This is a genomic window from Paenibacillus sp. GCM10027626 (assembly GCF_042676285.1).
Lineage (GTDB): Bacteria > Bacillota > Bacilli > Paenibacillales > Paenibacillaceae > Paenibacillus_Z.
In genome coordinates this window covers 164,697-176,520 of the sequence record NZ_JBHTHC010000004.1, presented here as the reverse complement: position 1 = coordinate 176,520, position 11,824 = coordinate 164,697, and the positions used below count along the sequence as shown (strand labels likewise).

General features: G+C 51.2%; 9 protein-coding genes. 8 read left to right on the top strand and 1 reads right to left on the bottom strand.

The window, feature by feature from the left end; all coding sequences use genetic code 11:
* Positions 1–48 precede the first annotated feature (48 nt).
* The 5 genes from cls to ACFQ0N_RS10585 all read left to right on the top strand — a co-directional run bounded on the left by cls (position 49) and on the right by ACFQ0N_RS10585 (position 5,771).
* Entirely contained in the window at positions 49–1,494 is a 1,446-nt protein-coding gene (cls, locus tag ACFQ0N_RS10605) for a cardiolipin synthase (protein ID WP_379325668.1), read from the top strand.
* A gap of 215 nt (positions 1,495–1,709) precedes the next feature.
* The gene (locus tag ACFQ0N_RS10600) at positions 1,710–2,801 is read left to right on the top strand and encodes a M24 family metallopeptidase (RefSeq protein ID WP_379325666.1); all 1,092 of its coding nucleotides are present in this window, start codon (positions 1,710–1,712) and stop codon (positions 2,799–2,801) included.
* Positions 2,802–3,028: 227 nt separating this feature from the next.
* Entirely contained in the window at positions 3,029–4,015 is a 987-nt protein-coding gene (locus tag ACFQ0N_RS10595) for a Gfo/Idh/MocA family protein (RefSeq protein ID WP_379325664.1), read from the top strand.
* Positions 4,016–4,035: 20 nt separating this feature from the next.
* Positions 4,036–4,968 carry an aldo/keto reductase gene (locus ACFQ0N_RS10590; RefSeq protein ID WP_379326023.1) on the top strand — a complete coding sequence of 311 codons (933 nt, stop codon included), beginning with the start codon at positions 4,036–4,038 and terminating at the stop codon, positions 4,966–4,968.
* Positions 4,944–5,771, top strand: coding sequence for an alpha/beta hydrolase (locus ACFQ0N_RS10585; RefSeq protein ID WP_379325662.1), 828 nt, complete (start codon positions 4,944–4,946; stop codon positions 5,769–5,771). Before ACFQ0N_RS10590 ends, ACFQ0N_RS10585 begins: the two co-directional genes overlap by 25 nt.
* A gap of 107 nt (positions 5,772–5,878) precedes the next feature.
* Here ACFQ0N_RS10585 and ACFQ0N_RS10580 read toward each other — a convergent pair whose 3' ends face one another.
* A complete protein-coding gene (locus ACFQ0N_RS10580; RefSeq protein ID WP_379325660.1) occupies positions 5,879–6,808 on the bottom strand; it encodes a phosphatidylinositol-specific phospholipase C/glycerophosphodiester phosphodiesterase family protein in 930 nt (309 codons plus the stop codon).
* A 104-nt stretch (positions 6,809–6,912) separates the two neighbouring features.
* On the opposite strand from ACFQ0N_RS10580, the gene ACFQ0N_RS10575 reads away from it, so the two are divergent.
* The 3 genes from ACFQ0N_RS10575 (at position 6,913) to ACFQ0N_RS10565 (ending at position 11,816) form a co-directional block, all read left to right on the top strand.
* A complete protein-coding gene (locus ACFQ0N_RS10575) occupies positions 6,913–7,905 on the top strand; it encodes an aldose 1-epimerase (protein ID WP_379325658.1) in 993 nt (330 codons plus the stop codon).
* Positions 7,906–8,439: 534 nt separating this feature from the next.
* Positions 8,440–8,904, top strand: a complete 465-nt coding sequence (locus ACFQ0N_RS10570; protein WP_379325656.1) for a hypothetical protein — start codon at positions 8,440–8,442, stop codon at positions 8,902–8,904.
* Between the two features lie 701 nt (positions 8,905–9,605).
* Positions 9,606–11,816 (top strand): EAL domain-containing protein, encoded by a 2,211-nt coding sequence (locus ACFQ0N_RS10565; protein ID WP_379325654.1) that lies wholly within the window; start codon positions 9,606–9,608, stop codon positions 11,814–11,816.
* The last annotated feature ends 8 nt before the right edge of the window (positions 11,817–11,824 follow it).

Here is an 11,824-nt window from a genome sequence, read left to right as displayed (position 1 = left end):
ACGATATAGTTGTTTCATCCGGGTTGAAACGAGGTGCACGCGAGCGCGATGTGGTTGTATCATAATTACTACATATTCATTACAGTGCTCAACTTATTATTGGCGGCTGTTGTTATATTTTTGGAACGGCGCAATGTCGGCAATACTTGGGCATGGCTGATGGTTTTGCTCTTTTTGCCGGTCGTCGGCTTTTTTCTCTATTTGCTGTTAGGGCAAAATATGAGTAAGGCCAAACTGTACAAAATCAGCAAACGTACCACTGAGGTCATCAAACAGATCGTCGACGGCCAGCGCAAAGCTTATTTGCACAATGAAATCGTTTTTAAAGATCAGGCGATGGTGCCGTACCGCGATTTGATCTATATGAATTTGACCAGCGGCTCGGCACTGTACACGCAAGACAATGAAATTGATATTTACATAGACGGCAAAGACAAGTTCGATGCTTTGCTGGTATCGATTGCGGAGGCGAAATCCTTCATCCATTTGATGTATTATATCGTCCGGGATGACGGAATTGGCCGCAAATTAATGGACGCGCTCACGGTAAAGGCAAAAGAGGGCGTACAGATTCGCTTTCTTTATGATCAAATCGGCAGCTTTGGTCTGCCGGAGTCATACTACAAGCCGCTGGTTGACGCTGGCGGAGAGGTCGCGGCCTTCTTCCCGTCCAAAATTCCTTACCTGAATATTCGGGTCAATTACCGTAATCATCGCAAGCTGGCCGTCATTGACGGAAAAGTCGGTTACATCGGCGGATTTAATGTAGGCGACGAGTATTTGGGGCTGGACAAGCGGTTTGGCAATTGGCGCGATACTCATCTGCAAATTCGCGGCAGTGCGGTGCTGCAGATGCAGGCGCAGTTTTTTCTCGATTGGAATTTGGCGTCGAATAAAGCGATCCCGGAAGATCCGAGCTATTTCCCGGTCGGCTTTGCGCACGGAAAAGTCGGGATACAAATTGTGTCCAGCGGCCCGAATAATACGGATGAGCAAATTAAAAATGCCTACATCAAAATGATTCATGCCGCCAAGGAAAGCGTATGTATACAGACGCCTTATTTTATTCCGGATGAGAGTGTATTGAACGCACTGCGACTGGCCGCTTTATCCGGTGTTAAGGTGAAGCTGATGATACCAGGTAACCCGGATCATAAAATGGTGTATTGGGCTTCGTTTTCCTACTTGGGTGACCTGCTTGAAGCGGGCGGGCATATTTTGTTGTATGACAACGGCTTCCTCCATGCGAAATCGATCGTGGTTGACGGGAAAATCGCCTCGATCGGAACGGCTAATGTCGATATCCGCAGCTTTAAGCTGAACTTTGAAGCGAATGCGATTGTGTACGATAGTGAAGCCGCGGCTAAATTGCAGCGGATATTCGATGAAGACCTGACGCATTGCCGGGAACTGACGCTTGCGCAATACAATGCGAGGTCGCGTACGCAAAAGCTGAAGGAGTCGTTGACGCGCCTGCTGTCTCCAATATTGTAAAGCTGTCGTTCCTTCGCGGCCGGATAAATCATTGCCGCCGCGGGATTGGATAGCCGGCGCTTGGCCAATCGTAGCGTATTGAATAAGATACGCAAATGATTGGCCTTTTTGCGATGTCCATTGTCAGCTGATCGGCGGTGTGGAGTGGGATAACGGGTAAATGTGCTATAATGTTGCTTAAGCATACCAACATTGGAACAGGATGGTGCGTGCAATTGCAAAGTCGCATACAGAGGCTTTACCGTTATATGGAGGAGCAAGCGCTCGATGCGCTATTCGTGACGCTTCCTGCAAATATTTATTATTTGACCGGCTTTCGCAGCAATCCGCATGAGCGGTTTCTCGGGCTTATTCTTGTGAAAGGGCACGAACCGTTTCTGCTTGTGCCGGCGCTCGACAAGGAGGCGGCGGGGACGGCTGCCAAAGGGATCTCGCGCATCTATACGCATACGGATACCGATAATCCCTATGAAGTGCTGCAAAAGCTGCTTTCAGCGGCTGTAAGGCGCGTCGGACTGGAGAAAACGCATTTGACGGTAAGCCGCTTCGAGGCATTGGCCGCGGCCATCGGTGCAGATGCTTATTTCGATCTTGCGGCCGAGCTGCAGTCGATGCGTATGATCAAATCGGCAGAAGAAATTGCGATGATGCGCAAGGCTGTTCAGGTAATTGAGGACGTGCTGCATGCCGGCGTTGCGCAGGTGAAGCCTGGCGTGACGGAGCTTGATCTTGTCGCGGAGCTGGAATACCGGATGAAAAAGCTGGGCGCTGATGGGCCTTCGTTCGATACGATAGTGCTAGCAGGCGAGAAATCGGCATTGCCGCATGGCGTTCCTGGCAACCGTTCTGTGCGTGAGGGTGAATTGCTGCTGTTTGACATCGGAGTCTATGTCGATGGCTATGCTTCCGACATTACGCGGACGTTTGCGGTTGGCGATATCGCTCCGAAGCTGCAGGATATTTATGAGACTGTGCTTGCTGCCAATATGCGGGCGATTGAGGCAGTCGCGCCTGGCGCTACTTTTGGCAGCCTCGATCGGACTGCTCGGGCGGTCATTGCCGGCAAAGGATACGGCGACTATTTTATGCACCGATTGGGACACGGACTAGGGCTGGATGTACATGAATACCCATCCGTACATGGCGACAACGAGCAGCAGCTTGCTGCAGGCATGGCATTCACAATCGAGCCTGGCATCTATGTGCCCGGCCTGGGCGGGGTGCGGATTGAGGATGATGTCGTCGTGACCGCTCACGGCGTTGACGTGCTGACGACATTTCCGAAGGAATTGACGGTAATAGGTTAATTGAAATGTGCTGGATCTGCAGCGGACTGATCGGTTCGAGGCGGGTCCGTTTTTTTTTAGATGAAGAGGTAAACAATTGGTAATCGACAAAAGCGCCGTATTCCAGTATATTGACGAGTGGAGTGTCCATCAAGCAAAAAATTAATATGCTGCTGCATTAATGTTGTATATCCTTCCGCCTGCTACTTGGACTATAATGATGCCAAATCCATGAAAGCAGGTGCCATATGAGCAAAAAACTTCGTTGGGGCGTTATCGGATGTGCCGGAATCGCAGTGGGAGCGGTTATTCCGGGTATTCAGCAATCGGAGACAGGTGAAGTGACAGCGATTGCAAGCCGTGGAATCGAGAAAGCTCAGCAGACAGCGGCTGAATTGAATATAGCAAAAGCTTACGGAAGCTACGAGGAAATTTTGCACGATCCGGATATTGATGCGATCTATGTTCCGCTGCCGAATCATTTGCATATGGAATGGAGCATTAAAGCGATGGAAGCCGGCAAGCATGTGCTGTGCGAGAAGCCGATTGCGCTTAATGCCGGGGAAGCGCAGCGGATGGCGGATGCCAGCCGCAAGGCCGGCGTTCATTTGGCTGAGGCGTTCATGTACCGCTTCCACCCGCGCTATGATCGCATGAAGGAAATTATCCGTTCAGGCGAACTGGGCGAGCTGCGCGGCATTCGCGGCGCGTTCACGTTCAACAATGCGGCGGACAGCGCCAATGTCCGTTACCGCAAAGATTGGGGCGGGGGTTCCATCTATGATGTAGGCTGCTACCCGATAACAGCCGCGCGCTTGCTGCTGGAGCAAGAGCCGGAGGCGGCGACTGTCCATGCCTTGTTATCGCCGGAGCATGATGGCGTTGATATGATGGCGGCGGGCATTTTGGAATTTGCTGACGGTGTAGCGCTTTCCTTCGATTGCGGCATGTGGGCGGCTTCGCGCAATAATCTGGAGGTTGTCGGCACAAAAGGCCGGATCGAAGTGCCGAATGCTTTTGTCGGCGATGCCAGCTTCTATGTTTTTACTTCAGAAGGCCGCCGCGTGGAGGAGCAGCCGCAGCTGAACCAATATGCGCTGCAGGCGGATGATTTTGCCCGTGTCGCTTGGGGGGAGCAGGCAGCCCGTTTCTCGCCGGATGATGCTGTTGCCAATATGAAAATTATTGACGCTTGCCTGGCTTCTGCCGAAACGCGCCAACGTGTACTCATATAGAAGGGAGAATAACAAACATGATGGATACGATCCAATTACCTGGCTTAAAACAAGGAGTTTCCAGATTAATCATCGGTTCGGACTATTTTTCGCCTAATGTATATGAACTGGTATGTACGAATCTTGATACCTTTACGGCGATTGGCGGCAATACAGTCGATACCGGATACATCTACAGCGGCGGCGATAGCGAGAAGGCGATCGGCATGTGGATGGAAGACCGGAAAAACCGCAGTGAATTTAATGTTTGGACCAAAGGCGCTCATCCGAATCAGGACGGCTCCCGGATGTACAAAGCGGCAATTGAGGAAGAGCTGAAAATAAGCCTGGAGCGCCTGCGCACCGATTATATCGATTTGTATGCGCTGCATCGGGACGATGAGCGTGTGCCGGTCGGTCAAATTTTGGAATGGCTGAATGAGCATGTTGAAGCAGGGCGCATTCTTGCCTTTGGCGCATCGAACTGGTCGTCGGCACGTCTTGAGGAAGCGAACCGCTATGCGGCAGAGCACGGCTTGCGCGGCTTTGCTTTCAGCAGCCCTAATTTGAGTCTGGCCAAAGCGAAGGAGCCTTACTGGGCGGACTGCGTCAGCGTGGACGATGAAATCCTGGCATGGCACGAGCGCTCCAAGCTGCCGATCTTTTCCTGGTCGGCACAGGCGCGCGGCTTCTTCACCGGCCGCTTTACACCGGAGGATCACTCGGATGCCGATTTGGTGCGCGTATTTTATAATGACGCCAACTGGGAGCGCTATTACCGTGCGGAGAAGCTGGGCAAGGAAAAAGGTTTTTCGACGATTCAGATCGCGCTTGCCTATGTGCTTAACCAGTCGTTTCCGACCGCGGCGATCGTGGGGGCAAGAAACGAGGCGGAGATGCGTTCCTGTCAGGAGGCGGCAACGATTGAGTTGACTCAGGAGGAAATTAGATGGCTGGATTTGAGAACGAAGTAGAATGGATAGAATTGTGGCCGGAGGGAGCGCCGCTGGCCCAAGGCAATGACGATGAGGATCGTCCTGCCATTACCCCGTATCTTGCAGCGGGTGGCGGACCGGGCGCGGTCATCGTATGCCCGGGCGGAGGCTACGGTATGCGTGCGGATCATGAGGGTGAACCGATCGCGCGCTGGCTGAACAGCATTGGCATTCACGCCTTTGTGCTGCGTTACCGGGTCGCGCCTTACCAATATCCTTGTGCGCTGTTGGATGTGCAGCGGGCAGTCCGCTATGTGCGCCATCATGCAGGCGAGTGGGGAATTGATCAGCGGAAGATCGGCGTGCTCGGTTTCTCGGCCGGCGGCCATTTGACCTCGACTGCAGGCACGCATTACGATCGCGGCGATGCAGAAGCTGCCGATCCGATTGAGCGGCAGTCCAGCCGTCCGGATTTGCTGATGCTCTGTTACCCGGTTATTACGATGAAGCAGCCGTATACGCATCAAGGCTCGCAGCACAATTTGCTGGGCGCGGAGCCTGATCCGGCCAAGGTAGAGCTGCTGAGCAATGAGCTGCAGGTAACGGCGGACACGCCGCCGACCTTTTTGTGGCATACATCTGACGACGAGGCTGTCGATGTGGAGAACAGCTTGCAGTTTGCTTCTGCCCTGCGCAAAAACGGCGTGCCGTTTGACCTTCACGTCTATGAAAAAGGGCGCCACGGGCTGGGGCTGGCTGAGGAAGATCCGCATGTAGCCAGCTGGACGGCCGTATGCGCCTTGTGGCTGGCACGTTATCAATTTGCCGCCGCCAGCAAATAGAGGAAAGCGAAGGATGGAGCAAACGGGTTGCGCTCCATCCTTTTTCTGCGTGAGCCGAGGAGGCTGCTATACAGCCTCCGTCTTTCCGGCAAGTAAAGGATACCCTGTCAGCTCCAGTCCAGCATCGGAATAATGGTAGGCAGCAGCAGTACATTTTTGATGCCTTCGAACCACAGATGTTTATTGCGCGGCTTGGGCCGTACAGCCTCAAATTCGGTATAAGTGACAGAGTCCGTATAGAAGCCGTAGCCGCCCTGCTGCAAGTAATGCTCCATTTTTTCCGTGTCATTGATTGTATTGATATAGGTTTTGACGCCTGCCCGTTTGAGCTGTTTTAAAAATCGGGCACTCGCTATTGTCTCCGGCATGGTGACGGCTTGAATCCGCGGGTTTTCCCGTACAAAGCTGAGCACCTGGCTGGGCGTGTCCGGAGACTTCGACAGCGTGTATACATAGGAAGAGAACGGATAAATCTCGTCTACCTGCTGGAACATAAGCTGATTGTACACCTGCGGAATAATGCGATCCAGCAGCTGCACATCATCGCCCGCCGCGCGCAGCATGGCGCTGAACTGCTGCTCGACTCGTTTTTGATCGCCGTCCTTCGTATCTGTAATAAAGTAGATATCCGGATATTTGCGCAGCAGGTCAAGCAGGTCCCTAAAATCGAGAATCTGATAGCTGTCCAGCACTTTCATGCTTTTAATTTCCTGCAGCGGCAGCGGCTTGCCTTTCTGCCCGGCGGGCGGAGCTATTTGATTAAAGCGTTTGTACAGATAAGGCTGCCAATTGTTGCGGGTGACAAGATAGTTGTCCGAGGTGAGCACAAGATCGACCTCAAACAGGCGGTGGCCCAGTTTGTAGTTCAGCTCAAAGGCTTCCAATGTGTTGGTATAGGTATGTGAATCGATCGCGCCAAGTCCGTGGGCGACGAGCTCATATTGTGTCCATGCGGGCGGCAGGTCGGTCTTATCCGCCACGCTAGAAAACATCGACATTGAAAATGTAACGATGGCTAGCAAGAGGTGTAAGAACATTTGCTTTCCTCCGGATTAGTAGGGTTTGTAATTGGGCATTCTCTAATGCCCTCTCTCTATGATAATCTAAGAGAGTAGAAGAATGAAAGAAGGAGTCGACATAAATGAGTCAATTTTCTGCTTATAAAGGTGAATATCAAGGCGAAAATGCGATATGGCTGAAGGCCGGCCGGTATGAAGCGGCAATTTTGCCGGAAATTGGCGGCAATCTGATCGCTTTCCGCGATGTAGAGAACGGTTACCGCTTTTTGCATGAGCCGACGCTGGAGGAGATGCCATCCTTCAAGGAGCGGCCGATTATTCACGGCATTCCGGTGCTTTTCCCGCCGAACCGCTATGAGGACGGGCAATTCCCTTGGAACGGAAAAACCTATCAATTTCCGATTAATGAAGAGAAGACGGGCAACCATCTGCACGGCTTTGTGGCGAATACGCCTTGGTCAGTGGAGTCCTTCGGGCAGACGGAGGCAGAGAGCTTCGTTACGGTAGCCGTCAATGTTGACGAGCGGCACGAAGTATACACGTATTTGCCTCATAAATTTACAATTCGTCTGCGCTACGCACTAAGTGCCGACGGTCTGTCCCAGCAGGTATTTATCCGCAACAACGGCGAGGACGCGATGCCATGCCTGCTAGCCTTCCACACAGCTGTCAACGCGCCTTTCGTGTCAAACGGCGATGCCAAGGATTACCGGGTCAAGCTGACGATCGGTAAGCGCTGGGAATTGAACGAGCGGATGCTGCCGACGGGCAATTATTTGCCGCTTGCTTCGGAGGAAGAGCAGCTGCGCGGCGAGGGCGTTTATCCGTTCTATGCGGCAATGGACAACCATTATACGGCAGTGGCGCAAAATGGGCGCAACCGGATGGAGTTGACGGATACGAAGCACGGCGTAACACTCGTGTATGATGTCGGCACCTCCTATAAGCAGTGGATGATCTGGAACAATTTTGCGACGGAGGGCTTCTTCTGCCCGGAGCCGCAAATTAATTTGGTCAATGCGCCAAAGGCCGGGCAGCCGGCGGAGGAAGTGGGCTTGTTCAGCCTAGAACCGGGAGAAATCTGGGAAGAAACCGGAAGATTCTATGTAAAATAAAATATGGAGAAGGGAGTCTGGCGAATATTGTTTGCCAGGCTTTTTTATAAATTTTCGGCTGGTGTGGCCTAATCTAACGGATGCCACAGCCGCTATTTGCGGAAATTCGACCGATTTGAAATTGTAACGGAACTGTGAGCCCTTATTTGATGATGATGAGCCCGATTTCGCAAGAAAACGTCGAATTAAGATCGCTCACTTCCGTCAGAATTCAAAAAGGAAGGAAATTGACGAAATAAGGTCCGTGGCTTCCGTCTAGATGAAATCGCGTTGCAGGTGATCATCTTTCAGAGCTTTTGCCCCTGAACTCCGGTGTTAGAAGAAAAAACTTGGCGATAGTGCCAAGGACGCCGTCAGGCGTTTTTCTTACGCTATCTGAGGTAGCCCAGGCGTTGATTGAGCCCGCCTTTGTGCGATACAAATCTTTTTACTAAATTTCCGAAATTATGTAAAATGGATGTTGAAACCACTTTACATTTCATAAGCAGCATGTGCATTTTGCGCTATAAGTGAATGAGGGGAGAGGGGAATGGAATGGGCGGACTTATAAAGGGATTTAAAAGCAGCTGCCTCATGCTCATCGCTATGGTGTTATTCATGAGCGGCGCAGTTCATGCCGATTGGGCACATGCGTTTGTGGTGTATGACGGGAACATCTATGTCATTTCTGAAGAGCAAGTTGACCCGGGGAAAATTGGATCGAAGCTTGGCGAGGTTACGAGGTATTCAGATCGGGAAGGGACCTATAGCGGGAATTTTTCCAATACGTATCCTAAAGGCACCGAATATTATGAAATAAATGAAACAAAAGAAAAGGATGCTATCGCGATTAAGGAGAAGGCGGGGACATACCGGAAGGCTCTTTACAATGGAAAATACGCAGGAAATCGCTATGATTGGCAGCAGGTGCTGGTGTTCTCTCTCCTGCTGTTCGTGCTGCTGTTCACAGTATCTGCTGTAATCATAAGAAGCCGGCGCAGCCGCGGCTCTTCCCGGTGACTCGATCGATGTTGCCCTTACCTTTGTTCTGACGAGGTGGATGCTGCACCGGCTATTTTTTTGCCTGTTTGCTTGGCCCGATTCGATTTGGATGGCCGCTAACGAACCGGACAACCCTTATTCGGCTCAAAATGGGGACTTGCGGGCTGTAACGAATCTACCGATTGTTATTCACCGAAAATCGGCCGCTTCCCTGCCTTTTTTCCGTCAATAGCGTGTCTGAGGTTCGTTACACGCGGAGCAAGCCGATTTTTCGGCCAATAGCGTGTCTCAGGTTCGTTAGCCTAATCGTCAACATAGGGAGGATGAAGCATCGAGTAGCAACGAACTGCATTTTATGTCGTTAGTTGCTGGGGACGAGCAGATGATTCGCGTTCTAAATGGAAAACCTGTACTTCGTTTAGGCTAATTTGAACGGGATTCGTGATTTTGCTGCAAACTAAAGTGAGAAAATGCATGTAGGTCCTCGTGATTCCTGACATACAGGGAAAGTAAATGCAAAAAATCCCTTTAGTCATCACATTAAACTGTTGTCTATATTTCTTCTCATAAACGGAGATTTGCCAATATGGAATGAAATTGTAGAAAAGGAGTTTGATAGCTGAATCAAAACGATTATAATAGTAAAAGCACAGTTTATTCCAGTTAAGAGGAAAGGAGCGGGAAGAAGGTTTAATGTGAGAAAGAGGAGACTGCCAGGTATGACACCAGAGCCAAAGCCCAGCTATGTGACCCAATCGCATGAACTGTGTAAAAAATATAACCTTGAACCGGATGTCATGCCTATGTATAATCAATTATCCGCTGAAGAGCTGCAAGCGAAAGTAGTAGAGTATGAAGAAGTGCTTAAGGTGACGCAATACTTTATGGACAAGTTGCTGGAATCTCTTCCCGAACAATATCCGCTGCTGGTCGCTGTGTGCGATCATGAGGCAACCATTTTGCAAATTGCCGGCGAGAAAAGCATGGTCAGTATGCTGGACGAGGTTGGCTTCAGAGTAGGGGGCGGCGTTTCTGAAAAGCTGAGCGGGACGAATGTCGTAACTCTGTCTCTGCGTCTTCAGTCTCCGATCCAATTGATCGGCGACGATCATTTCCATACGATTTTTCATGGATCGTCGTGCTATGCGGTTCCGATCAAATACCAGGATGAGAAGACGATTATTGGTTCGATTGCAGTGATGACAGCGGCAGAGCTGCACAACCCGCTTTTTATAACGATGCTGCAAACGACTGCCGATTCGATTGAGCGGGAATTGACGCTGCGCCGGCAAAATAAGCGGCTTCATATTTTGAACCAGATCATTATGGAGACGAAAAAAAATGCCGCCATCATGATCGACAATGAAGGCTTTATTACCGAATTGAATCGTCCTGCTGCGGCCACATTTTTATGCGAGCGTCCGGAGCTGCTGGGCAAATCGGTGTTCCGGCTGCCTTATTTGGGACCTTATTTTCAAGAGGTGCTGCATGCCGGCAAGCATTATGAAGACATCGAAATCAGTCTCGACCGTTATCATCTCGTTGTCGTATTTGACGCTAGCCCGATCGTCGACCGCGGCGGCAAAATTATCGGGGCGTTCGGTCAATTTCGCGATATTACGGAGCGTTATGAGGCCGAGGCGAAAGTGAACTACATGGCTTATCACGATGAGCTGACGACCTTGCCGAACCGCCGGATGTTCATCCAAGTCGCCAAAAACGAGCTGAAGCGCGAAGAGCGGGGCGAGAGCGAGCAGTTGGCCGTTGTGTTTCTCGATATGGACCGCTTCAAAATTGTCAACGATTCGCTTGGGCATTCCGAGGGCGATCAGCTGCTGATGCAGGTGTCCGATCGTTTGAAAAGATGCGTGCAGGGACAGGATCTCGTTGCCCGCATGGGCGGAGACGAATTTATGTTTCTGTTCAAGGGAGTGAGCAGCCGGGAACAGGTGAAGCAGCGGGTATCTTACATATTGCGCTCCTTCGAGAAACCGTTTACAGTAGGCGGCAGCGAGTTTTATATGTCGAGCAGCCTCGGAGTTGCGCTTTATCCCGAGCATGGCCGCGATATCGAAACGTTAATGATTCATGCTGACAGCGCGATGTATCAGGCAAAGTCGGGCGGCAAAAACCGCTTTACGTTTTTTGAACCGGATATGCGCAAAGTGACCAATGAGCAACTGGAGCTGGAGAAGGCGATTCGCAAGGCGCTGGACCGGGGAGAATTCAGCTTGCACTATCAGCCGCAAATCCAGATCGGCACAGGCAAGCTGACGGGGATCGAGGCGCTCGTCCGCTGGCATCACCCGACGATGGGCGACATTGCGCCCAGCCGCTTTATTCCGGTTGCTGAAGATACAGGACTGATTTTGCCTATTGGCGAATGGGTGCTGCGCGAAGCGTGCCGGCAAAATAAAACATGGCAGGATGCCGGCTATCCGCCTGTGCGCATTTCGATTAATTTGTCGGCTGCACAATTTGCCCAGAGCCATTTGATTGATTCAATCAAGAAGGTGCTGGCGGAAACGAAGCTGGAAGCCAAATATTTGGAAGTGGAAATTACTGAGTCGATGACGATGGACGTTGCGGCGACGGTTGAGGCGCTGCATGGCTTGCGCGCGCTTGGCGTACAGATCGCGATGGACGATTTCGGCACAGGCTACAGCTCCTTTAATCATCTGAAGCGTTTTGGCCTACATAGATTAAAAATTGATAAATCGTTTATAAGCGATATTGATTCGGGCAGTCATGATGCGGATATCGTCGGTTCGATTATTGCGATGGCCCATCAGCTTGGCTTGCTGGTCATTGCCGAGGGTGTGGAAACTGCGGAGCAATTGGCGTTTCTGGAGGAACGGCAATGCGATGAGGTGCAGGGTTACTATTTTAGCAAGCCGCTGCCGCCGGAGGAAATGGTCCGTCTGTTCTAAGCAGGCGG